Source organism: Thomasclavelia ramosa DSM 1402 (assembly GCF_014131695.1).
Taxonomy (GTDB): Bacteria; Bacillota_I; Bacilli_A; order Erysipelotrichales; family Coprobacillaceae; genus Thomasclavelia; species Thomasclavelia ramosa.
This window is the reverse complement of sequence record NZ_CP036346.1, coordinates 1,974,824-2,001,546: the sequence shown is the minus strand read 5'-3', so window position 1 is coordinate 2,001,546 and position 26,723 is coordinate 1,974,824. Positions and strand designations below refer to the sequence as shown.

Sequence of the window (26,723 nt, the reverse complement as noted above, 5' to 3'; positions counted from 1 at the left end):
ATGAGTCTTTATGTAACGAGACACGGACAGACAAATTATAATGTTAATAATTTAGTTTGCGGAATTAGTCCAGCCGCTTTGACAACAGATGGAATTGAACAAGCCAAAGAATTGGGTCGACAATTAAAATCAATTAAATATGATTTTTTATATGTATCACCGTTACAACGTGCTATTGATACTGCTGACTATGCTAATGTAGAAGGTTTAGAAGTGATTATTGAACCGAGAATCAGTGAAATTAATTTTGGTATCTATGAGGGGGTACATCGTGATGATCCTGGTTTTATTGCTAATAAACATAATTTAGCAATACGGTATCCTAATGGTGAATCGTTTATTGAATTATGCAAGCGGGTCTATGAATTTCTTGGTGAAATCAAAGAACAGGCAACCAAAAGTAATGTTTTATTAGTGTGTCATGGTGCTGTTTGTCGGGCAATTAATACGTATTTTAATGAGATGAGCAACGATGATATTTTTTATTATCAAACGGAAAATTGCCAATTGCTTAAATATGATTATTTATCTAGATAATTGCTTAACTCATCATGGTCAACAATAATGATTTTACGATAGGCTAGGTCGATCCAGCCCTTTTGATAAAAATCATTGAGAATTTTAGTAACAGTAACGCGATTAAGTCCTGTTAAAGAGGCTATTTCTTCATGTGTGTATGAGATAGTCTTTTTCTTTTGTTCTAATAAAAAAGCAGCAATTTTTTCATGGCGGTTATAAAAATATGCTTTTTTTACTTGGTTAGTAAGATGATCATTAGTTGAAGATAAGAGCTGCATGATTGCTATAGTTAGTTCTTTTGATTCTAAAATGGCAGGATACAAATTTTCAAGATTACAAGAGATCAATTCAACTTCATCAATAGCACTAACACAAACTGGTCTTGAAGTGTTTAATAAAAATGAAGATTCGCCAAAGATTCTTCCTTTATCGATGATATCTAAAGTGATTTCTTGTCCGTCTTTTGAAATTAAATAAACACGAACACGTCCTTTTAAAATCAAATAAAGATTGTTGCTTGAATCTTCTTGCATATAGATAATATCGTTGGGCTGATATTTGATCAATGTACCTGTATTTTTAAAGTAATTAAAGAGATTTTCTGCTATTTTCATATTTTTTCCACCTTTTTTCTTAATTGTAGCATATGTTACATTCTTTGGTAAATAATTATGCTATCTTATACCCCGAGGTGATAATATGAAAGGAAAATTATTAAGAATCGGAACTATTATATTAGGAAATGTTTTTGTAGCTTTTGCGGTAAGTACTCTGGTTTTAGAAAATCAATTAATTTCTGGAGGAGTAACTGGTCTAGGAATCGTTACTAATCATTATACTGGGATAAATATTTCACTTATCGTAGGAATCATTAATGTTTTATTATTTTTATTAGGATTATTTTTTATTGGTAAAAAATTTGCTTTATCTACACTTATATCAACATTTGCTTTTCCTGTTTTGCTAGAATTTTTCAATACCAATGCAATTTTCCATAATTATTGTCAAGATACTTTATTAGCAGTCGTTTTAGCAGGCTGCTTAGTTGGAATTGGGGTAGGATTAATGATCCGTTCAGATGCATCATCTGGAGGTATGGATATTATTGCGATTATCTTGAATAGAAAATTAGGAATTCCAGTATTCATTATGGTTAACGTATTTGATTTTATTATCTTATGTATGCAAGCAACCTTCAGTAATCCAACTAAAATCTTATACAGTATTGTTCTTGTTTTTGTAACATCATTTATGTTGAATAAAACTTTAACAAAAGGTTCTAAGATGGTTCAATTAGTAGTAATTAGCGACTGCCATGAAATGATCAAAAAAATGATTATTGAAGAAGCGGATGCTGGGGTAACTTCTTTATATAGTCAAAAAGGTTTTAATGAGACTGACACTAAAACCTTATTAACAATTATTCCACCGGTTAAATTAACCAAAATCAAAGAACAGATTAAATTAATTGATCCTGTTGCATTTATGGTAGTAGCAACGGTTGATGAAGTTAGTGGCCGAGGATATACATTAGAACGGCATCATTAGTGATATTTCTTTGAGAATATGGTAAATATTACCATTTCCTGCAAAACGATTAAGATCTTTAAAATCATCAGTTAGCTTGATCCAGGCTAACTGATTTTCTTCACCGTGAATATCAACATTGGTTGAAAGGGTACCAATATATGTTTCTAGAAGAGTATCATCAAGGTAATAGGTAAAATCCATAAAATGGATCAGTTCAATATCTGTTTTAGATATATTAGTTTCCTCGGCTAATTCACGATATGCTGCCTGAAGATGATCTTCATTTGGCTCGATTTTTCCTCCGACAAAATTATAGAGTCCTTTAAAAGGAGCTTTTTTTCTTTTACACATTAATACTTTTGATTTATTTTGATTAAATACGACAATTATGTTTACATTTCTTTTCATTTCATTTTTCCTCTGCGTATATTCTATCATATTAATAAAATCTTAAGAATATATTTAATGTAATTTAGTTAAGATAGTGCTATAATGCACTAGTATAATTGGTGGAGGAGAGTATGGAAATTATTGAATTAATTAAAGTTATTATTTTAGGAATTGTTGAAGGTATTACTGAATGGCTACCAATTAGTAGTACTGGACATATGATTCTAGTTGATGAATTTATTAAATTAAATGTTAGTGCTGATTTTTTAGAAATGTTTCTAGTTGTAATTCAGCTAGGAGCAATTTTGGCAGTAGTTGTACTTTATTGGAAAAAGTTGATACCTTTTGATTATAAAAATAGATGGAGAATAAAGAAGGATACTTTTTCAATGTGGTTTAAAATTATTTTTGCATGCCTTCCAGCAGCTGTAGTAGGTCTTTTGTTTGATGATCAATTAAATGAGTTGTTTTACAATCCTTTGACAGTTGCAATTGCATTGATTGTTTTTGGGGTTCTGTTTATTTTCATTGAAAATTACAACAAAGGTAAAGAAACAAAAATCAATTCATTAAGTGAAATTACTTATAATACAGCCTTGATCATTGGAATCTTTCAATTGATTGCTGCGGTATTTCCTGGTACATCACGCTCAGGAGCAACGATCGTTGGGGCTTTATTGATTGGAGTTAGTCGAACTGTTGCAGCAGAATTCACTTTCTTTTTAGCAATTCCAGTAATGTTTGGAGCCAGTTTATTGAAATTAGTTAAATTTGGTTTTGCTTTTACAACAGCAGAATTGTTATTATTAGTGATTGGAATGCTAGTAGCTTTTGTGGTCAGTATGTTAACGATCAAATTTTTAATGAGCTATATTAAAAAACATGATTTCAAAGCATTTGGCTGGTATCGAATCATTTTAGGAATTATTGTTTTAATATATTTTATGGTATTTTAAAAGCTGAAGGATTGTAGCTATGCTACAACTTTTCAGTTTTTTTATAGGTGAAAATTTATTATCAAGCAAAGTAAAAGAGTATAAGTTTACTATTTTAACTTATACTTTTTGAATTCTATATTTTTCTATTATTTTAATGTATATTATTTCTTCTTTTTCCAACCATGTCTATTACTGTCATTTTTAATACAGTTGTAACCCTCATCATATCGGTATTAAATTTAAAATCTTCGGCATGATATTGTCGCATTAGAATCTTTAATGATTCATATTTATTCTCGTCGGGAACAGTTTCAATAACACCATGACCAATAACACTTTCATATCCCATTGTGCAGCTCATTCTTTCTTCATAAAGAATAAAATTGTGATCACAATCCATTTCAAATGTTACACGGTTATCTTTCGCAATCAAGTCTAATTTTTTTCCTTCCATGGCACAATGAAAATATAAATATACTTCTTTTCCCTGGATATCCAATCCAAAGTTGAGTGGAACAATATAGGGAAAATCTTTATCATTTAAGGCAATTCTACAAACATCACATTTTTTAATAATGTTAATGATTTCATTAAAATCTGTAATCTCTCTATCTTTTCTTCTCATAATATTCTCCTTATCAAAATCATATTTGTCTGTTTAATTTTATGTTATAGTATGATATTTATTGAATGGGTCTTTTTTCTAGATTTGAAAATATATTTATTATTTTGGATAAAATAAAAACCGCTCTAGAAAGCGGTTTATAGACTTCATGGCATCCTCAGTAGGAATCGAACCTACAACTTAACCTCCGGAGGGTTACGTGATATCCATTTCACTATGAGGACAGTACTTGATGATTATATCATCATTACTCTAAAAAATAAATATTAAAAAACTATTTTTCTGAAATAATTTGACTAGCACTGAAGAATAACTGACTAGGTAAGTATAAAATCCAAATCAAAATTCTAAATACAGCAGGGACCGGTAGATTGATATTAGTAAGTGCAACAAAAAAATCACAACATAATAAAAGAAAAATTGCTATAAATAAATAATATTGATGTTTTGATTGATATCGTGATTTAAAACTGTAATAAAGATTGTGTAAACTTAGTAATGCATAATTTGACGCTAAAGCAATAAGAGGATTAACAGGCCATAAGAGTATTGTGACAAAAGGAAAAAAAGTATATTGATCTAAAAGCTTCATGTAGTTGCTTTGAACAATGATAAAGCATAGTACTCCAGCAAGCTGATTATTAGTGAAAAGTAAAAAGTAGTCAGCAATGCAGGTGAATAGACTTGCTAGAAGAGCTGTTTTATTTACAGATTTAACGAGTAGGTAAAGAAAATTATTAAAAATAGTTAGATATTTAATCAAGCAGCTATCTATATTATTGAAATCAAGATAAACAAAAATAAAACCTAAAAAAAGATTAAATAGATAAAACATATTTTATCACCAGTTGAATTATTAACTAATGATGATGAATTTAACAGAATTTCTCTACTAATTACTTAGAATATGGTAAAATATCCTAAATGTTATAAAGAGAAAGTAGGTGTAATTATGTATGGTAAGTCTTAGTGCTAAAGCAGTATGTATCATTGATTGTCATAATAAACTAGTCTACATGAATGATTTTTATCAAAATTTATTTAATGAAGAAAAAATTGGTTATAAAACAAAACTAGGGGATGCTGTAATAAATGAGATAAATAAAGTATCTTATCATACAATTCAAAAGACAGATTTTAAAGTTATCAAAGAGGACTTTATAATCAATGATCAAGCCAGCTATATTTATACACTTGAAAGAGTAAATATTAATTCTGTAAGTCCTGTATTAGAATCAGCATTATATGATGAATTAGTAGAAATTAATCTTACAAGAGATACTTATAATATTTTATTTTATCGTAAAGATAAATATATTATTCCAGCATTATCAGGTAGTTTTAGTAAGCGAATCAGAGAAATCGCTCAGAAAATTATTCATCCACATGATCAAAATGATTTTTTGCAGTTATTTAATAAAATGAAAAATAATCATGGGGATTTTAAGCCAGTTATGGGAAGGTTTAGGAGACTTTTAAATAATGGTGAATACAGTTGGATCAATGGTATTTTGATTGCAATAAGTAAAGGACAATTTAGTGATACTGTTTACATGTGCCTTTTTCAAGATGGGGGATTAACTCCGATAAATGTTGAAAGTACAAACTATAAGGAATATGATCAAACAACCGGTTTATTAAATGAGCATAGTTTTTTGAAAGCGGCAAGATTTTTATTAGAAGAAGGAGGTAATGATAACTATTGTTTGATTGCGATAGATATTGAGCATTTTAAATTATTTAATGACTGGTATGGTCGTCAAATGGGAAATAAAATATTAGGGCAAATTGGCCTAGAATTACAAAAGATACAAAATGAATTTAAAACAGTAGCAGGATATTTTGGTGGTGATGATTTTGTTGTCATTATGCCAAATGAACGACCATTGATTGATAAATTATTGACTGATTTAATCGCCCATATAAAAGTAGTAACTGTTAATCCAGGTTTCTTTCCAAAATTTGGAATTTATATTGTAATTGATGGTGAATACGTTGCAGCAATGTATGATCGGGCTTTAATCGCTTTAAGTTCAATAAAAGAAAATTATACAAAACAAATTGCTTACTATGACAGCAATATAAGACAAGATTTTGAATATAGCCAAAGTATTTTAATGGATACCCAACAAGCCCTTTATAACCATGAATTTATGGTATATTTCCAACCAAAATGTAATATGTTGAATGGAAAAATTGTAGGTGTTGAAGCATTAGTGCGATGGAATCATCCAACCAAGGGAATAATTTCACCAGGGGATTTTGTTTTTATTTTAGAAAAAAATGGATTTATTGTAAATTTGGATTTATTTGTCTGGCAAGAAACTTGCCGTTTGTTGAGTAATTGGCTTGATCAAGGAAATCAAGGTGTACCAGTATCCGTTAATGTTTCTAGAACAGATATTTATGCAATTGATGTAGTAAAAACATTTAAAGAACTCGTAGCTGAATATAAACTACCTGTAAATTTAATTGAAATTGAGATTACTGAGAGCTCATATGCGAGTGATTATGAAATTATTTCAAAAGTGGTAGATGATTTTAGACTAGCTGGATTTACTGTACTAATGGATGATTTTGGAAGTGGTTATTCTTCATTGAATATGCTTAAAGATGTAAATGTTGATATTTTAAAAATTGATATGAAATTTCTCGAATTACGTGAAGACAGTATTGGGCGTGGGATTGGAATTTTAGAGGCAATTGTAAAAATGGCTAAATTGATGGGTTTACGAGTAATCGCAGAAGGTGTGGAGACAAAACAGCAAATTGATTTGTTGAATGAATTAGGCTGTATCTATGGTCAAGGATATTATTTTTATCCTCCTTTATCAGTTCAGGAATTTGAAGCTATTATCAGTAATTCTGACCTTGTTGATTATCGAGGGATAATGTTAAAGCAGGTTGATCAAGTTAGATTACAAGATATTTTTATTAATGATATATCAAGTGAAGCAATGTTAAATAATATTTTAGGCGGGATTGCTTTTTATCAAGTTTCAGAGGATAAAATATCGATAATTAAAGTAAATGATATTTTTTATCATATTACTAAAATTAATCCAGCGGATTTTGAAAATATTCGAGATAGAATAATTGAATTTGTACATCCGGATGATCAAAATGAATTTATTAGTTTATTTGATCAAGCTTATCAAAACCCAATAAGTGGTAGTGAAGCTACGATTCGTTATTATTCATTAAAAGGAAAAGTTTCATGGATAAGTTTAAGAGTTTTTTTCTTACGAAAACAAGATAAAAGTCTGATTTTTTATGGTGCTATGAACGATGTTACAAAAAATAATTTGCAAGAACAAGAGCTTAAAGCATCAAAACAAACAATCAATCAATTGTTAGGTTTTCCTGAAGATACGGCTGTAGAAGATTATTTAAATTATCAAGATAGTCAAACAGCAGTTTCGATGTTTTCAAAAGTAGTTCCTGCGGGAATTTTAGGATGTTATCGTACCAAGGAATTGCCGATTTATTTTATTAATCGGGAAATGTTGAGTCTACTTAACCTTACTACAATGGAAGAGTTTAATCTTTTTTGTAAAGGGCAAATTATTAACATTATTCATCCTGAAGATCATCAAACAGTATATGCAGCCATTGGATTAGAAGAAGATGAAGGATTTGAATATACCGTTCGATATCGAATTATGAAAAAAGATCAGACTTGGCTTTGGGTTCAAGAAAAAGGGCGAATCGTTAAAGCTAAAGACGGACTATTAGCTTATATCTGCGCGATTGTAGATATTAATGAAACAATGTCATCAAAAATCGAGTTAGAAAAAATTAATCAACAGTTAATAAAACAAAAACAACAACTTTCATTTTTAAATGAATGTACGTTAGGTGGATATTTTCATTGTAAAAACAACAGCCAATTAGAATTTGACTATCTTAGTGAAAGTTTTTTAAATATTGTTGGTTTTAGCCAAGTGGAAATTATTACTAGCTATAACAATCAATTAGTACAATTGATTCATCCTGATGATCGTCATAAGATTACTGATAAATTAACAGGTAAGAGTACATCGATTAATTTGATGTATCGAATTAATAGTAGTACAGGATATATGTGGGTAACTAATCAATTAGAACTTGTTGCTCATCAAGGAAACCTGATTTGGCGTGGAATCGTTATTAATATAACCGAACGTGTAGAACTAAAAAATCATCTGGAGGCAGTAGTAAATAATTCGCCTGGAGATATTTTTATGATGACACCTAATCATATTGAATTTTTTAGCAGTAATTTATCAACATCGTTAGGTTATTGTAAAGAAGAATATTGTCAGCTGACAAAGCGGAGCTATGATTTAATTGATAAACGTGATATTGATTACGTTAATGAAGCATTTGAGGCAGCCTATAGGGAAAAAAGACCATTAGATGTTATCTATCGTGTTCAACATAAAAATGGGAGTATTGCTTATATTCAAATGATTGCAAGTTATTATGAAGACAAGGCTGGAAGACCATATTTTTATGGTGACTTTATTAATATTACCGAGGTAGTAAATGCACGAAAAAATAATCAGTTAGTTATTGATAATACTATGACCGTAGTCTTTTTAATTCGTTTGAGAGATGCTCCTCCAAATTTTGAAAATCCAGAAATAAATATGATTTCAATCGGTATTTTAGAAAAATATGGATATACAAAACAATCATGTATCGAAGCAATGAAAAAAGGTGGAAACTGCGGATTGATCAATAAAAATGATTATGCAGCAATTAAAGATGACTATATCAAAGCGGTAGATAATAAAGAAGATTACAATGCGATTTATCGATTTGAATTGGAACAAACAACATTGTGGATGGATTCCAAAACAAAATATTTAAATACTGAAAATGGTTATCGAACATATTTGTGTGTATTAAATGATGTAACATCAATGAAACAAAAAGAAGAGGAGATTTGGCTGTCATCACAAATTCTTGATCGCGTTATAAAAATGGCAAATCTAAATATTTGGCAGTATGATTATCAAACAAAGCAGCTGATTTTAATGAATTTAGAGAGAGATAGTTTTATTTATCAAATATTAGATCTTCCAAGGAATGAAGATATTATTATTGATAATTATTTAAATAAAATCAATAATATTGAAGTAATGAATGAACAAACTAAAGAAAAAATAAGGGAACAGCTGATTGCTCAAACAGTACAGAATAAATTTAGTTATGAATTACCGCTTACGCTTAATAGTAAAATTATTTGGATCAAAGTAGTCGGAGAAACTATTTATGATTACGGTGACCGTCCTTTGAAATTAGTAGGTTATTTTAAAGATGTTACTCTTGAGAAATCATCATTTCAAAAATATTTAGAAAATGCTAAAACATTAGAAGCATTACAAGAAAAATCTTTTTATGAGTTGTCAATTAATTTAAGTCAAAATCGAATTATTAATACTAATATACAGGAGGATGATTTAAGTTTTATAAACAGCAGTTATAGCAGCTATATCAATAGCATAACTGAAAAGATTATTCAAAAAGAATATCAGGATAAAGTTAAAGAAGTCTTAGGATTAGAGGCAATTCTCACTCGCTATCAACAAGGTACTACAACTAATTCTGTGGTGTATAAACGATATGTTGATGGTGAGTATTATTGGATGGAGGCAACTTATCATATTTTTGATCTGCAGGAAAATAAAGATATTTTTTGCTATTTATATGTCATTGATATTGATAAACAAAAACGGCAAGAATTGGCTTTGAAAAATAAAGCAGAACATGATGGTTTGACAGGATTATATAATCGGTCTAAAGCTATTAATGAAATCAATCAGATTTTGCTTAGTAACGAAATGACGTGCGGAGCATTATTGATGCTGGATATGAATGATTTTAAAGAAATTAATGATAATTACGGTCATGCTATTGGTGATAAAATAATTACTAAAACTGCTAAACGATTAAAAGAGATGTTTAGAAATGATGATATCTTGTGTCGACTCGGAGGCGATGAATTTATGATTCTATGTCGCAATATCGATGAAATATCAATCCGAATGAAATTAGAAGATGTCACAAGACAAATGAAAATACCATATTTGATTGAGGAGTACCAAATTATGGCTCCATTATCGATTGGGTTTGTGATGATCCCTTTGTATGGTACGACATTCAATAATCTTTATAAGAAGGCCGATATTGCTTTATACAAAGCTAAGCAGGATGGTTTGGCTAGTTATCGGATGTATCATGATGATATGAATAAAAAAGCTCTTTAGTAAATCTAAGAGCTTTTTGTTGTTTTAGCATTAGTGGGAATCCCATTTACAGCTTCAATATTGATGGAGTAGTGATGCTTATCTTTAGTAAAACTGATGTTATAGTAGATATTGCTACTGTCATTATCTAACTCAATGTTTAAGTTACTAATATCTGATTCAGTGAAATTAAAATAATTTAAGCTAATTGTTTTAGCTTCATCACTACTGATGATCTTATCATAATCATTGAGAGGAGAAAATTCTTTAACTAAGATTTCTTTATTCTCAATTGTTCCATCATGAATATCAATTTCATATTCATAAGTGTAATTATCATCTTCAAACAAATAGTGATATCCATTTTGATCTTTACCTTGAATCGTAAAAGTAATATTTGCTTCACTGACTTCAGCGTCATTCAATGCGATTTTTTTAGCTTTATCTTCAGCAATTGTTTTATTAGAACAGCCGGTTACTCCAATTAGTGATGTCACAACAGTGATGAGTAATATTTTCTTCATAGCAATCTCCTTTAGCATATGTTATCACATTTAAAAAAAGATGATAATAGTTATGACGTTTTTTATCAAAATTTGTTAGAATATACTAAAGTAGGTGAGAGAATGAAACATATATTTATTATTAAACCTGATCAAAATAATAAGAATATTGAAGCGATGATCGTTAAAGTGATGCAGGGATATCGTTATGAGATTAAATATACACATTATCCACGCCATGCAACTCTCTTAGCTAAAAGTTATAGTGGATGCAATTACCGAATTTACGCAGTAGGTGGTGATGGAATGATTCATGAAATAGTTCAGGGACTTGTGGGGAGTGATAATGAACTGGTAGTTATTCCAACAGGAACAGGAAATGATTTTGTCCGTACGATTGCTGATGAAAATGATCCAGAAAAGTTATTAAAGAAATCATTATCGTTAGCGGCATCAGAAATTGATTTGATTAAAGCTAATGATATTTATTGTATTAATGTTTTATGCTGTGCTTTTGATAGCGATATTGCAAATAATGTTCATAAATATAGTCAAATAAAATATCTTCCTCGTTCTTTGCAATATGCCAGTGTATTAGTTCGGCGAATAACTCAGTATTGTTTGTTTCCAACCGCTTTATTCCAAGATGGTAAAAAATTTTATGAAGGGAATTTAATCGTCGGGGCTTTTTGTAATGGAAAATATTTTGGAGGTGGTTTTAAAATCGGTAAAGAAGCTCAAATTGATGACGGAATGATTGATATTAATCTTGTTTCAAGTCTTCACAAACGATACATACCTTATTATTTAACATTACTATTAGCGGGCAAACTTGAACAAGGGAAGCTCTATTATCATCAAAAATTACCTTATTTAACATTAAAAACAAGACAGCAGGTCAATATTGATGGTGAAACATATCCGTCTGGAACTTATAATCTTAAAATTGTTAAGAATTCGTTAAAGATTGTTTTATATCGACAAAAAGATTGACTTTCGAATGAGTAGAGGATAATATTATGGTTAATAAAAGGGAGTAGCTAACACAATGTGTTTACGATTTCGTCAATACGATGGTTTTAAATCATCCGGAACGTAATGAAATAGCGAGACTTTTATTGCATTTTAAGTATGCAATAAAGGGCTCGCTTTTATTGTGTTGAGAAAAGGAGAAAATGAATGAAAGAATACTACAATGAGGCCAAGACGGAGGTCCGCAAAAGAGTAAATGGTTCATTAAAGCCACTAACTAATGAACAAGTTAAAGCTAACCAAGAAAAGTATGGTTTAAATGAGTTAATTGAAACTAAAGGAAAGAGTATACCTGTAATTTTCTTAGAACAATTTAAAGATTTTTTAGTAATTATTCTAATTTTTGCAGCTATTATTTCTGGAGTATTAGGTGATATCGAAAGTACGCTGGTTATTTTAATCGTTATTACGATTAATGCTATTTTGGGAACTGTTCAAACAGTCAAAGCAGAACAATCATTAAATAGTTTAAAAGAATTATCTTCACCAAGTGCTAAAGTCTTACGAGATGGAAAAGTTATTGAAATTCCCAGTAAAGAAGTAACGATCGGTGATGAGGTTTATTTAGAAGCCGGTGATTTTATTCCTGCAGATGGACGTATTTTAGAAAATGCTAGTATGAAGGTGGATGAAAGTGCTTTGACTGGTGAAAGTGTTGCCGTTGAAAAAAGCTCTGATCTAATCACTGGAGAAGTTGCTTTAGGTGATCGCACAAATATGGTTTATTCCGGGAGTTTTGTTACCTATGGACGTGGTAATTTTTTAGTAACAGGAATTGGAATGGAAACTGAAGTAGGAAAAATTGCACAATTATTGAAATCTACTTCTGAAAAGAAGACACCACTTCAAGTTAATCTGGATAATTTTGGAAAAAAACTATCAATTATAATAATGGTTTTCTGTGCATTGTTATTTGGTATTAATATCCTTCAAGGTGGTAATGTTGGAGATGCCTTTATGTTTGCTGTCGCACTAGCTGTTGCTGCAATTCCTGAGGCATTAAGTTCAATTGTAACAATCGTTTTATCTTTTGGAACTCAAAAGATGGCTCGAGAAGGAGCAATTATTCGTAAATTACAAGCAGTTGAGGGATTGGGCAGTGTTTCTATTATCTGCTCTGATAAAACTGGAACATTGACCCAAAACAAGATGACTGTTGAAGATTACTATATTGAAGGAAAACGAATTGATGCTAGTGAGATTGATCCAAGTATTCCTTTGCATAAAGATTTGATGCGTTTAAGTATCTTATGTAATGATTCATCAAATGTTGATGGTCAAGAAATCGGAGATCCAACAGAAACGGCATTAATTAATTTAAGCGCTCATTTAGGAGTACCAGCAAGTCGTGTTCGGGCAGTATATCCACGTTTAAGTGAAATTCCTTTTGACAGTGATCGAAAAATGATGTCAACCCTTCATTTATTAAAAGATGGGTACACGATGATTACAAAAGGGGCAGTTGATGTTTTGATCGAACGGATTAAATATATTCGTAAAAATAATCAAATCGTACCAATAACGGCACAAGATAGAGAAGATATTTTAGCGATGAATATGGAATTCTCACAAAATGGATTACGTGTTCTAGCGATAACTTATAAAAAATTAACTGCTGAAAAAAGTTTAGATTATGATGATGAAAATGATTTGATTTTCTTAGGTCTGATTTCGATGATGGATCCCCCACGAGTTGAAAGTGCACCAGCAGTAACAGAATGTCTCCAAGCGGGAATCACTCCAATTATGATTACCGGAGATCACAAGATTACTGCAGCTGCGATTGCGAAAAGAATTGGAATCTTAACAGATATTTCACAAGCTGTTGAAGGTAGTGAAATTGATGGTTTAAGTGATGAAGAACTAAAAACATATGTTGAAGATAAGCGAGTTTATGCGCGAGTTTCACCGGAACATAAAATAAGGATCGTTCGTGCTTGGCAAGAAAAGGGTAATATTGTAGCGATGACAGGTGATGGTGTTAACGATGCACCAGCTTTAAAGCAAGCAGATATTGGAGTGGCAATGGGAATTACCGGAAGTGAAGTTTCTAAAGATGCAGCTGCAATGGTCTTAACTGACGATAATTTTGCAACAATCATTAAAGCGGTTGAAAATGGGCGAAATGTTTATGCTAATATCAAAGATGCAATTCAGTTTTTATTATCAGGTAACTTTGGTGGAATATTAGCAGTTTTGTATGCTTCGATAATGGCTCTGCCAGTACCGTTTGCTCCAGTACACTTGTTATTTATTAACTTATTGACTGATAGTTTGCCAGCGATTGCACTAGGGCTAGAACCTCATAATGCAGGTGTTATGAAAGAAAAACCACGGCCAATGAATGAATCTATTTTAACAAAACCATTTTTAGCAAGTGTTGGAATTGAAGGTTTTGTTATTGCTGTAATGACGATGGTTGGATTTATGATCGGTTATCAAGAAAGTGCATTACTTGCTAGTACAATGGCATTTGGAACATTATGTCTTTCAAGACTAGTCCATGGTTATAACTGTAAATCTAAATCACCAGTATTATTTAAAAAATCATTTTTTAATAATAAATATTTGCAAGGTGCATTTTTAGTCGGCTTTATTTTAATTACACTTGTTTTAACAATGCCGCTTTTACAATCAATGTTTAAAGTTCAAACATTAAATATTGAACAATTAATGATAGTATATGGTCTTGCTTTAGCAAATTTACCAGTTATTCAATTTATTAAATATCTTAGAAATCGCTAAAGTTATATAAATAATGCGTTGGATATATTGACTAAGTAGTTATAAGGATAGAAAATAAGTAAATTTTCTATCCTTTTTCTTTTTTCAAAGACTTATTTATACTATAATAGAACTAAATGAGGTGAAGTAAAGTGGAAGTAGCTTTAAAAACAGATTCACGAGCAGTTAAACCAGGTGATACATTTATTGCCATCCCAAACGTAGCGCGTGATGGACATGATTATATTGAACAAGCAATTGCCAACGGTGCGACAAAAATTATTGCAGAACATGGAAGTTACAAGGTTGAAACAATAATCGTAGAAAGCACTCGTGAATATTTAAAAACATATTTATATGAAAATTATTATCCATTGATTAAAGATATAAAATTAATTGGATTAACAGGAACTAACGGTAAAACGACAACCTGTTTAATGACCTATCAGATTTTAAAAATGTTGAAAAAGAATGTTGCTTATATGGGAACAATCGGATTTTATTATGGTGATGTGAAAAAGCCGATGGTAAATACTACTCCTGATGTCGATGTGCTTTATAATATGTTATTAGAAGCTAAGGAAAATGGTGTAGAGTATTTTGTCATGGAAGTAAGTTCTCATGCCCTTGATAAAGATCGGATTCATGGTTTAGAATTTGATGAGGTGGCTTTTACAAATTTAACTCAAGATCATCTGGACTATCATAAAACATTAGAAAATTATGCTAATGCTAAAAGGATTCTATTTACTAAGACTAGAAATGATAAGATTGCTATTATTAATGGTGATGATGAACATTACCAGCATTTTGTTTTAGAATCAAACAATAATATCATTATTGGTCAACATGATAGTGATGTTAAAATTTTAGAAATGAGCTTTTCACATTTAGGAACAATATTTAAATTTGAATATTTAAATCATGAATATCAAGCTAGATTAAATATGGTGGGGCGATATAATATTTATAATTATTTAATTGCTCTATTATTAGTAAACAAGTTAGGTGTAAAAATCGAAGATATACTTGCTTTAAACGATAAATTAAAGGCACCAGCAGGAAGAATGGAATTGCTTAAATATGGAACAAATAGTATTTTTGTTGATTATGCTCATACTCCCGATGCGGTGATCAATGTATTAAAAAGTGCTGAAGAGTTTAAAAATGGTCGTATTATTACCATTATTGGTTGTGGTGGTGATCGTGATGCAACTAAACGTCCAATTATGGGAAAAGCGGCGTTAGAACATAGTGATTATGTAATTTTTACAAGTGATAATCCGCGCAGTGAAGATCCTCAAATGATCTTAGATGATATTACTAATGGACTTTCTGGAAGTAATTTTGAAATAGAAGTTGATCGCCAAAAGGCAATTATTAAAGGGATGCAACAATTAAAGCATAATGATATTTTAATGATTCTTGGAAAAGGACATGAGGATTATCAGATTACTAAAACAGGGAAACATCATTTTAGTGATCAAGAAGAAGTGATGAAATATATAACTAAACAGGGGACGCTTTAAGCGTCCTTTATCTCATAAGGAGGTTAAAATGAAACAGATAGAAATGCAAGATTTGACTATTCCTCCAATTGCTATTGGCACTTGGGCTTGGGGAAAAGGACCATTTGGGAGTAAATTTATTTTTGGTGTTAGTCATGGAATTGAAGAATTAAAGCCCATATATCATTATGCAGTAAAAAATGGGCTAACGCTTTTTGATACAGCGCCTGTTTATAGTTTAGGGTCATCTGAAAAAATAATTGGGGATCTATCTAACGGTGAAGATATTCTTATTTCAACTAAGTTTATGCCGACATCTTGGCTGCCGCGTAAATCAATGTCTTGGACACTTAATTCTAGTCTGAGTCGATTGAAAAGAGAAGATACTGATATTTATTGGATTCATCGACCTGCCAATGTAACTAAATGGGCTAAAGAAATTATTCCATTAATGAAGGCTAATAAAATTCGATATTGTGGAATCTCAAATCATAATTTGAAACAAATCAAAGAAGTAGAGCTAATTTTAAAGAATGCAGGTCTTAAATTAGCGGCAATTCAAAATCATTTTAGTTTATTATATCGTAACAGTGAAGAAAATGGGATTATGAAATATTGTGAAGAACAAGGAATTACTTTTTTTGCTTACATGGTTTTAGAACAAGGGGCATTAACTGGATATTACAATTATAATCATCCCTTTCCTAAACGGACAAGACGTGCCAGGGCTTTTAGTAAGCAACGTTTAAAACAGATTGAACCATTGATTCTAGAAATGAAAAATATTGGATTAAAATATAATGTCGGTGTTGCTGAAATTGCTATTGCTTATGCTCTGGCAAAAAATACTGTTCCAATTATTGGGGTAACGAAAGTTAAGCATATTGATAGTGCTTTGGCTGCTTTAAAAATAACTATGAGTGAAGAAGACATTCATAAACTAGAATATTTTAGTAATAATTTTCAATTAAAAATCAAAGGATTTTGGGAGAAGAAAATGTAATGATAGTGGTACGAGTAATGACAATTAAAGATTACGACGATGTGTATGAGCTTTGGATGAATACCAAAGGAATGGGAATGAGAAATCTTGATGATAGTCGTAGTGGAATTGCTAAATTTCTTGAACGCAATCCGACAACAAACTTTATTGCGAGTGATGGTAATAAAATTGTTGGGGTGATCCTTGCTGGTAATGATGGGCGCCGTGCTTATATTTATCATACAACTGTGCGAAGTGATTATCGTGGTCAGGGAATTGCGACGCAGCTAGTAAAAGAATGTTTGTCAGCGGTTAAAGCTGAGGGAATTAATAAGACTGCTTTAGTTGTTTTTGCGGACAATCAGCTAGGTAATGATTTTTGGCAGAGTCAAGGATTTAAGGAGCGTGAGGACTTAACTTATCGTGATTTTAGTTTAAATGAGGAGAATATTTGATGAGGATCCAGCAGGTAGATATAACAGAGGTTTTTTTTCAAACAAAGGAGTATACTCAAGGAATGTATGATTCGATTGTTCGAATTGGACTGTCATTTCCGGTAAAAGTAAGTTTAGAACAAGGGAAATTTTATTGTCAAGATGGTCATAAACGGTTAAGTGCAATTGCAAATATGGAAAAATTAGAAGTATATAAAAAACGTCGAAAAATAAATATTATTGTTATTAATAATGGTAATAGTCGTTCTAATGATTGCTGGAGAGGCAGAAATATGCATTAATTAGGATTAAATATGGAAAATTGGGAATAATATTGATGATCAAGAATTATTGTATTAGTTGCTTTTTAAAACGCTTAATGATAAAATAAGTATATATAAAAGGGAGTAGTTAGCCATTAGGTTTACGATGCCGTCAACTCGATATTATTTTATATCCGTATCGTAATTAAACAACGAGACTTTTATTGTATGCAAATACGATATAGTCTCGTTTTTTGCATAATGTTTTAGAAAAAGGAGAGATATTTATGTATTACAATCGTGAGATTAAAGAGTTAGCCCAGGAATTTTCAACTGATTTAAAAAGTGGCTTAACTGAACAGCAAGTCACAGAGAATTTGGCAAAATATGGTCCAAATGAATTAGAACAGACTAAAAAACAATCTATTATAGTTCGATTCTTTTTGCAGTTCAAAGATGCGTTAACGATTATTTTAATTATTGCTGCAGTTGTCAGCATTATTGTTGAACCAACTGAATGGATCGATAGTGCAATCATTGTTTTTGTGGTAGTAGTTAATGCGATTTTAGGCTTAGTTCAGGAAAATAATGCAGAAAGAGCACTAGAGGCTTTGCAAAAAATGGCGAGTCCTAAAGCTAAGGTTATTCGTGAGGGTAATATTATTACGATCAATGCCAGTCAAGTCGTACCAGGGGATCTGTTAGTGCTTGAAGCGGGTGACTGTATTGCAAGTGATGGGCGATTAGTGGAATGTTTTAACCTTAAAGTTGATGAGAGTGCACTAACTGGTGAAAGTGTTCCTGTCGAAAAAATCAGCTCGATTCTTGATAAAGAAGAGATCCCGTTAGCAGAACGAAATAATATGGTTTATGCTTCTTGTAATGTTACATATGGACGGGGAATCGCAATTGTTACCACGACTGGTGAAGAAAATGAAGTTGGAAAGATTGCAACGATGATTCAGCAGACTAAGCGTGAAAATACACCGCTTCAAGATCAATTGGATCAAATTGGAAGAACAATAGGAGTTATTTGTATTATTATTTGTATCGTTGTTTTTGGAATGGAACTGTTGGAAGGTCTCTCAATTCTTGAGGCTTTTAAAACATCAATTGCATTGGCAGTTGCAGCAATTCCTGAAGGGTTGGCAACTGTTGTTACTGTAGTTCTTGCCTTGAGTGTTCAGCGAATGGTTAAAAAGAATGCAATTGTTAAAAGTTTACCAGCAGTTGAAACATTAGGTAGTACCTCAATAGTATGCTCAGATAAGACGGGGACTTTGACTCAAAATAAAATGACAGTTGTAAAAACATATCTTTATAATCGCAAAATTGAATTATTAGAAACTTGTAGTGAAGAGACTAATCAATTATTGAATTATTTTACTTTGTGTAGTGATGGTAGTATTTCTACTGTTGCAGGAAAGGAAGTTGCAGTTGGTGATCCTACGGAAACTGCTCTTGTTAAAGCTAGTTTAGAAAAAGGATTTACCAAAGATGGTTTAGCCGAATTATATCCTCGATTTAATGAGCTGGCCTTTGATTCTGAGCGTAAAATGATGACAGTTTTTGTTAAACATGAAGATAAGATTATTTCGATTACTAAAGGGGGACCTGATGTTATTTTTGCGCGATGCAATAATTTAGACATTGATGAGGTTAGCGTAGTTAATGAAACAATGTCAAATGAAGCACTGAGGGTTTTAGCTTTAGGAATTAGATATTGGGATGAAGAACCACAAGAATTCACCAGTGAAATGATTGAAAATAATTTAACTTTTATTGGGATGGTTGGAATGATTGATCCCCCACGTGAAGAAGCTAAACAGGCAGTGGCAGAAGCTAAATCAGCTGGGGTCAGAACGATTATGATTACCGGTGACCATGTTATTACCGCAAGTGCAATTGCTCGAAGTCTTGGAATTTTAGAATCTGGTCAAAAAGCAATCATGGGAAGTGAGTTGGCAAAAATGTCAGATCAAGAACTAGCTGAGCATATTGAAGAGTATTCTGTTTATGCACGAGTTGCACCAGAACATAAAGTACGAATTGTTAATGCTTGGAAATCCAAAGGTAAAGTAGTAGCTATGACCGGTGATGGAGTTAATGATTCACCAGCTTTGAAAGCAGCGGATATTGGTTGCGCGATGGGAATAACTGGAACTGATGTTGCAAAAGGTGCTGCAAGCATGATTTTGACAGATGATAATTTTGCGACAATTATTACATCAATTCGTGAAGGTCGCGGTATTTTTGATAATATCAAAAAAGATGTTCAATTCTTATTATCAAGTAATATAGGTGAAGTATTGACAATTTTTGGAGCTTCGTTGATCTCATTGTTAACACCACATAATTTTGGGGTGCCATTGTTACCGATCCATTTGTTATGGGTGAATCTAATTACTGATAGTTTACCAGCATTTGCATTAGGAATGGAACCGACTGAACCAACAGTAATGCATCGTAAACCACGCCAAAAAGATGAAGGATTTTTCTCGCATGGTTTAGGTTTTACTATTGCTTGGCAAGGATTAATGATCGGAACGCTAACGTTGATTGCTTATGCAATAGGCAATAACCAAGATCATACAGTTGGGATGACAATGGCTTTTATTACTTTATGTGGTTGTCAGTTAGTGCATTCTTTTAATGTTAAAAGTAGTGCTTCGATTTTAAATCGAACACTATTTAATAATCCTTATTTATGGGGAGCATTAGCAGCAGGGTTATTGTTACAAGTGATTATTTTAGCAATTCCTGAATTAAGTGCGATTTTTAAATTGCAACCATTAAACATTGTTCAATGGGGAATTTGTGTAGGACTTTGTTTATCAACTACTGTGATTTGTGAACTTGTAAAATTTTTTGATAGACGAAAAAATAATCCATCTTAAGATGGATTATTTTATTATCTTATTAAGTAGTTCTACTGCTTCCATAGCATCTTTAGAATAATAATCAGCATTAATTTCTTTAGCATAATCAGCAGTAAGAACAGCACCACCTACAAAAATAGGGCATATATTATCGATTTGTTTTAATAGTTCGATAGTTTTTGCCATTGAAACTACGGTGGTAGTCATTAATGCACTTAAACCGATTGCCTTAGGATGATGCTTATGGAAAGCTTCAACAACAGTTTCTGGTGGAACATCTTTACCTAAATCGATTACCTTATAGCCATAGCTCTCCAATACTACTTTAACAATATTTTTTCCAATATCATGAATATCTCCATGAACTGTTGCCATAATGATTGGTCCTTTTGTAGCAGCAGTATCTTTAAAAGTATCTTTAATTATCCCGAAAGCAATTTTTGATGTTTCAGCAGATTGAATCAATTGAGGTAAAAAGATTATATTTTTTTCATACTGTTTACCAACGGTATCTAAAGCAGGAATGAGAATATTATTAATTATTTCTAAACCAGGTGTTGTTTTCAATAATTCTTTTGTAGCATTAGTAACTTCATCTTTTAAACCATGAAGAACAATATCATTTAAAGTAAATGTTGAAGTGTCCTTTTTTGTTATGGTTTCTTGATTGGCACGACGTTCAATATATACTGCAGCATCATGATCATAGTTGTATAATACGTTAAAAGCATCGATTGTAGCCATTAATTCTTGATCCATTGGATTAATGATTGGGAGATCTAGACCAGCTGACATAGCCATAGCTAAGAAAGTTTTGTTTAATAAAGGACGATTTGGCAGTCCAAAAGAGACATTACTTACTCCTAAAACAGTATGAACACCTAATTCTTTGACCATTGCAACTGCTTTGACCGTTTCCATAACTTCTTTTTGCTGAGCAGAAACAGTTAAAACTAAACAATCAATAATAATATTTTCTTTGGTAATACCATAAGAAGCTGCCTTATTTATTATTTTTTTAGCAATCTTATAGCGGTCTTTAGCAAGAGGAGGAATACCATTTTCATCTAACGTCAATCCAATGACAACCCCGCCGTATTTTTTTACGATTGGGAAAATTGCATCCATCGTTTCATCTTTACCATTTACAGAATTAATCAAGGGTTTACCATTATAATAACGGCAAGCTTGTTCAATTGCTCCAGGAACAGAACTATCAATTTGTAGTGGTAAAGAAATTACCTCTTGAAGTAACTTGATCACATGTTTCATAGTCGCAACTTCATTAATACCGGGAAGACCAACATTAACGTCAAGAACATGGGCTCCAGCTTGATCTTGTTTGATTGCTTCTACAACTAATTCATCATATCGTTCTTCTTTTAATGCTAATTTTAATTTCTTTTTACCGGTAGGGTTTAGTCGTTCCCCACAAACTACAACATGATGCCCAAATTCAACAGTTTTCGTTCCGCTAGAAACCCGAGTGGCTCGTTTTGGGGTAATTTTCTTACGAACAGGTAAATTATTTTTTAGTGAAGCGATAAAGTCGGGTGTTGTACCACAACATCCACCGATAATTGCTACCCCATTTTTTACGTGTTTTAAGCTTTCTTGAACAAACGTTTCTTTATCCATATTGTAACAGGTTTTACCTTCAACAAGGCAAGGAAGGCCAGCATTTGGCTGGAGCAGTACAGGGATTGTAGCTGCGGCTAAGATTTGGTCAATGATGGGGGTTAATTCAATTGGTCCTAATGAACAATTTACGCCTAAAACATCAACATTTAACCCTTCTAAGACATTGACCATAGTTAAAGGATCACAGCCGGAAAGTGTTCGCAGATTATTTTCATATGTCATGGTAACAAATACAGGAAGATCACTATTTTCTTTAACAGCTAAAATTCCAGCTTTTACTTCATAAATATCAGTCATTGTTTCTAATAATACAGCATCAACTTTATCTTTAGCGATAATAACTTGTTTTTTAATAATTTCATATGCCTCATCAAAAGTTAGAGTACCCATTGGTTCAAGAAGCTGACCAATGGGACCAATATCTAAAACAATATAACTATCGTTTTGACGGTCAGCTGTCTTACGAGCAATAGTCGCATTATCAATTGCAGCATTGATTATTTCTTCATAAGAATATGGAGCCTCTGCCATTTTTAGAGGATTTGCCCCAAAAGTATTAGTCGTAATAAAATCAGCACCAGCATTTAAATAATTTAAGTGAATTGTTTGAATTAGTTTGGGGTCAGTAATATTTAAACATTCTGGAATATCACCAGCTTTAAGTCCAGCATCTTGAAGTTGCGTCCCCATCGCACCATCAAAAACCAAAATATCATTTTTTAATCTTTCTTGTAACATCTTTGTCCTCTTTTCCGATACATACAATTTTCTTTATTAACACATGAAAAGCAATGTTTAGTCAATTTTTCATCTCCAAGACCAATTAGTCCGATCATTGATTTTTGCGGTAGCAGCAGATTACTTTCTTGAACAGTCAAACCAATATGTTTGCTGCAATTTAATGCGTTAGCAAGATTTTTGTTTAATTCGAGTGGAACATTACCATATCCCGGACAAAAACGGAAGGTCCGTTTACCAAAATTTTGCTTTGCTTCATATTCATCACATTTAATTTCAATATAACTACTAGCTAAGGCATCCATCACAGTCATTTTCGTTAAATTTATTTTTGAATAATAACGTAACTGTTGATCTAGCTGTAACCCCAAAGTACAGGCAATTATAACGATTCTATCGCAACTGTCAAATAAATCAATTAAATCGGGATAGTTAATCGTTAAGTTTAATTCTTTTATAGTTAAGGGATGATGAGTTAAGGTGTATCTTTGATACATGAATTTGGGTGTTACTTGTTCTAATTCTTTAAGACATTCATTTAAAAGAATTTCAGTATTAGAATCTACTTGATTATCTAAATAGCCCAAATATTTTAAAGCATTTTCTTTAATCATTTTTAAACTCAGCTAAAATATTACTAGTTCGTTTTAAAATTTCATGTACAGTCTCCGGTTTATTCATTGTATAAAGATGAATTCCATCTACTCCATTAGTGATCAAATCAATAATTTGATTTGTCGCATAGTTCATCCCAACTTCTTTCATTGCTTGAGGATTGCTTTTGAAACGCTCAATTGAGGCTGATAAATTATAAGGAATATTACAACCACTTAATTTAGCAATATTTAATAACGACTTTGAATTTGTTGCAGGCATTATTCCTGCAATAATCGGAACATTGATTCCTCTAATTCGAGCTTCTCTAACCAAACGATAATAATAGTTGTTATCAAAGAAAATTTGTGTAATTAAATATTCTGCTCCAGCATCAACCTTTTTCTTTAAAGCGATTAAATCTTCTTCCAATGACGCTGCTTCTTGGTGTACCTCGGGATAACATGCACCACTTAAACAAAAAGTATCAGGATAATTTTTACTAATAAAATCATTTAATTCACTAGCATATTTATAATAGTGCGGAGCCTTCATCGGATCGTATCCTCTTGGATAATCTCCACGTAAAGCTAAGACATTTTCAATATTGTTAGCTTTTAATGAATCTAGAACGCGAATTAACTGTTCTGGTGTCGCATCAATACAACTTAAATGTGCAACTGCTTCAATACTATATTCGTTTTTGATTTTAGATGCAATTTCTACCGTGTTTTCAGTTGTTGACCCCCCAGCCCCATATGTAACTGAAATAAAGTCAGGTTTAAGTTTTGCTAATTCATCAATTGTTTGATAGATTGAGCTTATATCCCCATCGTGATTTTTAGGGGGAAAGATTTCAAACGACAAAGTTGGTCGCCGGTGTAATAAATCAATAATTTTCATGTGTAGTCTCTCCTTAAATAAATTACGTTAATTATAAGAAAAACAAGAGGTCTAGTCAACTAAAACCCCTTGTTACTCACTTTCAATATAATAGTTATCAATGATCCCTTGAACGATATTTGTTAATTGATTAGACAATGATGATAAAGCCATGATGCTAATCAACCTTTGGTTATCATTATCAATATCTAAATTAAAATTTTCAACTGTTTTCAATACTAATGGTTTTAATTGATCGCTTTGAAACTTTTTTATTTCAATAAATTGATCATAAATATTTTCTAACGATTCATCATTAGCATAAACAGGAGCCAAAACTTGTTTTATCTCTTGAATAGTAATCGTGTTTTTCAAGTTATAAACAAGAAGCATTCCAATGATTTGCTCTTTTGTATATTTCTTTCCTTTTACTGGTTTAATTACTCCGGCTTTAGAATAATTGTTGATCATTGTTTTGGTAAGTAATTTATCATCAACAAAGCGTTTATTGTCTTGAAGATGGTCATCAAACAAAGTCATAATCTGATCCATATATAGATCTAATGATGGAATATCTTTTGTGGTTAAATCGCTTTTATTTACAACTTTATCAATTATTTCTGATAATTCTAATTGATTCATAAAATCACCTCATGGATATTTTATAATATTTGAGTTAATGTTTCAAGATATGGTTGACATATCTTACAATAATGATATTATAAATACATAATATAGTTATCAAAACTACTTAAGGAGGCTGAGATATGAGATTTTTTAAAAAAGCGATGGATCCAGTTAGTAGTGAAACGCATTTTATTGGTGCTGTTTTATCATTGGCAACACTAGTTATGATGATGATTATTGCTATTATTGAAGGGTCAGATCACTTAACTATAATTGGAATTATTGTTTTTGGACTATCGTCAATTGCCTTGTATAGTGCCAGTTGTCTTTATCACTATTATAACGCGAATGAAGATAATAAAATTAAGCTGATTTTACGAAAACTAGATCATTCGATGATTTATGTACTGATTGCTGGTACGTATACTCCTATTTGTTTGTCATATTTAGAGTATCCGCATAGTATTTATTTTTTGGCAGTAATATGGGCAATTGCTTGTGTTGGTATTATCATTAAATTATTTTGGATGAATGCACCGAGATTTATTTCTACTATTTTTTATTTATTAATGGGATGGGCACTGATTTTTGATTTACCCGCATTTAGTAAGGTTCCGCTTGGTTGCTTGGGATTAATTGCCTGTGGTGGCATTAGTTATACAATTGGGGCAATCGTCTATATTGTGAAGAAGCCAAATTGGTTTAAAACATTTGGTTTTCACGAATTGTTCCATATATTTGTAATGATTGGCTCTGCTTTTCATTTTTTGGCAGTCATCATTTATATTTTATTGTAAAGGACAAATTTAATTTGTTCTTTTTTTATAAAGTGACATCTAGTATTTACAGTGGTAGAATTAGAGTGATATAACAAGGGGATTAGGAGCAGTAAAAGTTTAAAATAATGATCATTATTTTAAAGGGAGGAGAAATGAAATGGTGAATTGTAGGATTGAATCAATGTATTTATGTGTCAATGATATGGATAGGGCAGTTAGTTTTTATGAACAGTTTTTTGAACAAAGAGTGACAAAAAAAGATGAAATATATAGTATTTTTGATATTAATGGTTTCCGTCTTGGTTTATTTGCTTATAAAAAAATGAATGAAGAACATATATTTGGCAGTAATTGTTTACCTAGTATTGAGTTTCTTAATAAAGAAGTTTTAAAAGCAAAAATCAGCTCTTATAAATTATGTTTTCCATTAACTCCAATAGGCACTAATTGGGTTGTAGAAATAATTGATTCTGAAGGTAATCATATTGAATTGACTGCGCCAATAGAAATAGTAAAAGAAAGCTAGATGAATAATTATTTCATTGAAGTGCTAAAAGTAATTGAAACCAGTATTGATAATTGTAGTAAGATGCAACCTGAATTTAGAATTGAAACAGCTCAAGTAACATTATTAAAAATATAATTCAAACTTTAGAAATTACTAAAATGTTAATAATGAAAAGAAATGTCAATGATAAATATATATAAGAAGATTTACAAGTAGCTTTGGCACCAATCACATTAATCATTATCAAGAGTAGTAAGTGGCCTATTAAGTTTCAGGAATACACGTTTTAAAAACTTAATCAAAGTCGTTAATATTGCTAAAACTGCTATCATCAATGAAACAGTAATTTTAAGCTGAGAAGTTTATTAATTTTTTACTAAATGAGCAGTGGTGC

The 26,723-nt window shown here is 31.3% G+C and carries 21 protein-coding genes and 1 tRNA gene; 13 read left to right on the top strand and 9 right to left on the bottom strand.

Going from position 1 to position 26,723, the window contains the following annotated elements; translation table 11 throughout:
- Entirely contained in the window at positions 1-537 is a 537-nt protein-coding gene (locus EYR00_RS09710; RefSeq protein WP_040434204.1) for a histidine phosphatase family protein, read from the top strand.
- Here the strand turns inward: EYR00_RS09710 and EYR00_RS09705 are convergent.
- Complete coding sequence (locus tag EYR00_RS09705; protein WP_003536616.1) at positions 522-1,133, bottom strand: Crp/Fnr family transcriptional regulator; 612 nt, start codon at positions 1,131-1,133, stop codon at positions 522-524. The two genes, EYR00_RS09710 and EYR00_RS09705, sit on opposite strands and share 16 nt — an antisense overlap.
- Positions 1,134-1,218: 85 nt before the next feature.
- Between EYR00_RS09705 and EYR00_RS09700 the strand changes: the two genes are divergently transcribed.
- The gene (locus tag EYR00_RS09700) at positions 1,219-2,067 is read left to right on the top strand and encodes a YitT family protein (RefSeq protein ID WP_003536617.1); all 849 of its coding nucleotides are present in this window, start codon (positions 1,219-1,221) and stop codon (positions 2,065-2,067) included.
- Here the strand turns inward: EYR00_RS09700 and EYR00_RS09695 are convergent.
- The gene (locus tag EYR00_RS09695) at positions 2,050-2,457 is read right to left on the bottom strand and encodes an NUDIX hydrolase (protein ID WP_008791444.1); all 408 of its coding nucleotides are present in this window, start codon (positions 2,455-2,457) and stop codon (positions 2,050-2,052) included. The two genes, EYR00_RS09700 and EYR00_RS09695, sit on opposite strands and share 18 nt — an antisense overlap.
- A 113-nt stretch (positions 2,458-2,570) precedes the next feature.
- On the opposite strand from EYR00_RS09695, the gene EYR00_RS09690 reads away from it, so the two are divergent.
- Positions 2,571-3,395, top strand: a complete 825-nt coding sequence (locus EYR00_RS09690; RefSeq protein ID WP_008791445.1) for an undecaprenyl-diphosphate phosphatase — start codon at positions 2,571-2,573, stop codon at positions 3,393-3,395.
- Between the two features lie 133 nt (positions 3,396-3,528).
- Here EYR00_RS09690 and EYR00_RS09685 read toward each other — a convergent pair whose 3' ends face one another.
- Together EYR00_RS09685 and EYR00_RS09680 are read right to left on the bottom strand one after the other, a co-directional pair.
- A complete protein-coding gene (locus tag EYR00_RS09685) occupies positions 3,529-4,002 on the bottom strand; it encodes a pyridoxamine 5'-phosphate oxidase family protein (protein WP_003536622.1) in 474 nt (157 codons plus the stop codon).
- 149 nt (positions 4,003-4,151) lie between these two features.
- A tRNA-Arg gene (locus EYR00_RS09680) sits at positions 4,152-4,226 on the bottom strand.
- A 732-nt stretch (positions 4,227-4,958) separates the two neighbouring features.
- Here EYR00_RS09680 and EYR00_RS09675 point away from each other — a divergent pair.
- Positions 4,959-10,256, top strand: a complete 5,298-nt coding sequence (locus tag EYR00_RS09675; RefSeq protein ID WP_003536626.1) for an EAL domain-containing protein — start codon at positions 4,959-4,961, stop codon at positions 10,254-10,256.
- A 5-nt stretch (positions 10,257-10,261) separates the two neighbouring features.
- Here EYR00_RS09675 and EYR00_RS09670 read toward each other — a convergent pair whose 3' ends face one another.
- Positions 10,262-10,759 carry a PepSY domain-containing protein gene (locus EYR00_RS09670; protein WP_008791461.1) on the bottom strand — a complete coding sequence of 166 codons (498 nt, stop codon included), beginning with the start codon at positions 10,757-10,759 and terminating at the stop codon, positions 10,262-10,264.
- Between the two features lie 102 nt (positions 10,760-10,861).
- On the opposite strand from EYR00_RS09670, the gene EYR00_RS09665 reads away from it, so the two are divergent.
- The 7 genes from EYR00_RS09665 to EYR00_RS09635 all read left to right on the top strand — a co-directional run bounded on the left by EYR00_RS09665 (position 10,862) and on the right by EYR00_RS09635 (position 20,578).
- Entirely contained in the window at positions 10,862-11,731 is an 870-nt protein-coding gene (locus EYR00_RS09665) for a diacylglycerol/lipid kinase family protein (protein ID WP_224209014.1), read from the top strand.
- Positions 11,732-11,917: 186 nt separating this feature from the next.
- Positions 11,918-14,515 carry a cation-translocating P-type ATPase gene (locus tag EYR00_RS09660; protein ID WP_003536629.1) on the top strand — a complete coding sequence of 866 codons (2,598 nt, stop codon included), beginning with the start codon at positions 11,918-11,920 and terminating at the stop codon, positions 14,513-14,515.
- A gap of 131 nt (positions 14,516-14,646) precedes the next feature.
- Positions 14,647-16,023, top strand: a complete 1,377-nt coding sequence (locus EYR00_RS09655) for a UDP-N-acetylmuramoyl-L-alanyl-D-glutamate--2,6-diaminopimelate ligase (RefSeq protein ID WP_003536630.1) — start codon at positions 14,647-14,649, stop codon at positions 16,021-16,023.
- 28 nt (positions 16,024-16,051) lie between these two features.
- Entirely contained in the window at positions 16,052-17,005 is a 954-nt protein-coding gene (locus EYR00_RS09650; RefSeq protein ID WP_003536631.1) for an aldo/keto reductase, read from the top strand.
- Complete coding sequence (locus EYR00_RS09645) at positions 17,005-17,439, top strand: GNAT family N-acetyltransferase (RefSeq protein ID WP_008791463.1); 435 nt, start codon at positions 17,005-17,007, stop codon at positions 17,437-17,439. The genes EYR00_RS09650 and EYR00_RS09645 overlap by 1 nt, the downstream gene beginning before the upstream one ends.
- Positions 17,439-17,720, top strand: a complete 282-nt coding sequence (locus EYR00_RS09640; protein ID WP_003536633.1) for a hypothetical protein — start codon at positions 17,439-17,441, stop codon at positions 17,718-17,720. Before EYR00_RS09645 ends, EYR00_RS09640 begins: the two co-directional genes overlap by 1 nt.
- Before the next feature lie 248 nt (positions 17,721-17,968).
- Positions 17,969-20,578 carry a cation-translocating P-type ATPase gene (locus EYR00_RS09635; RefSeq protein ID WP_008791465.1) on the top strand — a complete coding sequence of 870 codons (2,610 nt, stop codon included), beginning with the start codon at positions 17,969-17,971 and terminating at the stop codon, positions 20,576-20,578.
- A 6-nt stretch (positions 20,579-20,584) separates the two neighbouring features.
- Here EYR00_RS09635 and EYR00_RS09630 read toward each other — a convergent pair whose 3' ends face one another.
- The 4 genes from EYR00_RS09630 to EYR00_RS09615 all read right to left on the bottom strand — a co-directional run bounded on the left by EYR00_RS09630 (position 20,585) and on the right by EYR00_RS09615 (position 25,057).
- Entirely contained in the window at positions 20,585-22,939 is a 2,355-nt protein-coding gene (locus tag EYR00_RS09630) for a homocysteine S-methyltransferase family protein (protein ID WP_003536636.1), read from the bottom strand.
- On the bottom strand, positions 22,921-23,553 hold the full coding sequence (locus EYR00_RS09625; protein ID WP_003536638.1) for a hypothetical protein: 633 nt from the start codon (positions 23,551-23,553) through the stop codon (positions 22,921-22,923). Before EYR00_RS09625 ends, EYR00_RS09630 begins: the two co-directional genes overlap by 19 nt.
- The gene (gene metF / locus EYR00_RS09620; protein ID WP_003536641.1) at positions 23,546-24,436 is read right to left on the bottom strand and encodes a methylenetetrahydrofolate reductase [NAD(P)H]; all 891 of its coding nucleotides are present in this window, start codon (positions 24,434-24,436) and stop codon (positions 23,546-23,548) included. Before metF ends, EYR00_RS09625 begins: the two co-directional genes overlap by 8 nt.
- Positions 24,437-24,508: 72 nt before the next feature.
- Positions 24,509-25,057: a DUF1836 domain-containing protein gene (locus EYR00_RS09615; protein WP_003536643.1), complete on the bottom strand. Its 549-nt coding sequence runs from the start codon at positions 25,055-25,057 to the stop codon at positions 24,509-24,511.
- 125 nt (positions 25,058-25,182) lie between these two features.
- On the opposite strand from EYR00_RS09615, the gene trhA reads away from it, so the two are divergent.
- Positions 25,183-25,839 carry a PAQR family membrane homeostasis protein TrhA gene (gene trhA, locus EYR00_RS09610; protein WP_003536645.1) on the top strand — a complete coding sequence of 219 codons (657 nt, stop codon included), beginning with the start codon at positions 25,183-25,185 and terminating at the stop codon, positions 25,837-25,839.
- Between the two features lie 139 nt (positions 25,840-25,978).
- Positions 25,979-26,347 carry a VOC family protein gene (locus EYR00_RS09605; protein WP_008791469.1) on the top strand — a complete coding sequence of 123 codons (369 nt, stop codon included), beginning with the start codon at positions 25,979-25,981 and terminating at the stop codon, positions 26,345-26,347.
- Positions 26,348-26,723 lie beyond the last annotated feature (376 nt).

Coding starts and splice junctions, on each gene's coding strand:
- EYR00_RS09695 (WP_008791444.1), bottom strand. CDS start 2,457: ATGAAAAGAAATGTAAACATAATTGTCGTATTTAATCAAAATAAATCA.
- EYR00_RS09635 (WP_008791465.1), top strand. CDS start 17,969: ATGTATTACAATCGTGAGATTAAAGAGTTAGCCCAGGAATTTTCAACT.
- EYR00_RS09630 (WP_003536636.1), bottom strand. CDS start 22,939: ATGTTACAAGAAAGATTAAAAAATGATATTTTGGTTTTTGATGGTGCG.
- EYR00_RS09700 (WP_003536617.1), top strand. CDS start 1,219: ATGAAAGGAAAATTATTAAGAATCGGAACTATTATATTAGGAAATGTT.
- EYR00_RS09660 (WP_003536629.1), top strand. CDS start 11,918: ATGAAAGAATACTACAATGAGGCCAAGACGGAGGTCCGCAAAAGAGTA.
- EYR00_RS09685 (WP_003536622.1), bottom strand. CDS start 4,002: ATGAGAAGAAAAGATAGAGAGATTACAGATTTTAATGAAATCATTAAC.
- EYR00_RS09640 (WP_003536633.1), top strand. CDS start 17,439: ATGAGGATCCAGCAGGTAGATATAACAGAGGTTTTTTTTCAAACAAAG.
- EYR00_RS09665 (WP_224209014.1), top strand. CDS start 10,862: ATGAAACATATATTTATTATTAAACCTGATCAAAATAATAAGAATATT.
- EYR00_RS09650 (WP_003536631.1), top strand. CDS start 16,052: ATGAAACAGATAGAAATGCAAGATTTGACTATTCCTCCAATTGCTATT.
- EYR00_RS09705 (WP_003536616.1), bottom strand. CDS start 1,133: ATGAAAATAGCAGAAAATCTCTTTAATTACTTTAAAAATACAGGTACA.
- EYR00_RS09710 (WP_040434204.1), top strand. CDS start 1: ATGAGTCTTTATGTAACGAGACACGGACAGACAAATTATAATGTTAAT.
- EYR00_RS09625 (WP_003536638.1), bottom strand. CDS start 23,553: ATGATTAAAGAAAATGCTTTAAAATATTTGGGCTATTTAGATAATCAA.
- EYR00_RS09690 (WP_008791445.1), top strand. CDS start 2,571: ATGGAAATTATTGAATTAATTAAAGTTATTATTTTAGGAATTGTTGAA.
- EYR00_RS09615 (WP_003536643.1), bottom strand. CDS start 25,057: ATGAATCAATTAGAATTATCAGAAATAATTGATAAAGTTGTAAATAAA.
- trhA (WP_003536645.1), top strand. CDS start 25,183: ATGAGATTTTTTAAAAAAGCGATGGATCCAGTTAGTAGTGAAACGCAT.
- EYR00_RS09675 (WP_003536626.1), top strand. CDS start 4,959: ATGGTAAGTCTTAGTGCTAAAGCAGTATGTATCATTGATTGTCATAAT.
- metF (WP_003536641.1), bottom strand. CDS start 24,436: ATGAAAATTATTGATTTATTACACCGGCGACCAACTTTGTCGTTTGAA.
- EYR00_RS09670 (WP_008791461.1), bottom strand. CDS start 10,759: ATGAAGAAAATATTACTCATCACTGTTGTGACATCACTAATTGGAGTA.
- EYR00_RS09605 (WP_008791469.1), top strand. CDS start 25,979: ATGGTGAATTGTAGGATTGAATCAATGTATTTATGTGTCAATGATATG.
- EYR00_RS09645 (WP_008791463.1), top strand. CDS start 17,005: ATGATAGTGGTACGAGTAATGACAATTAAAGATTACGACGATGTGTAT.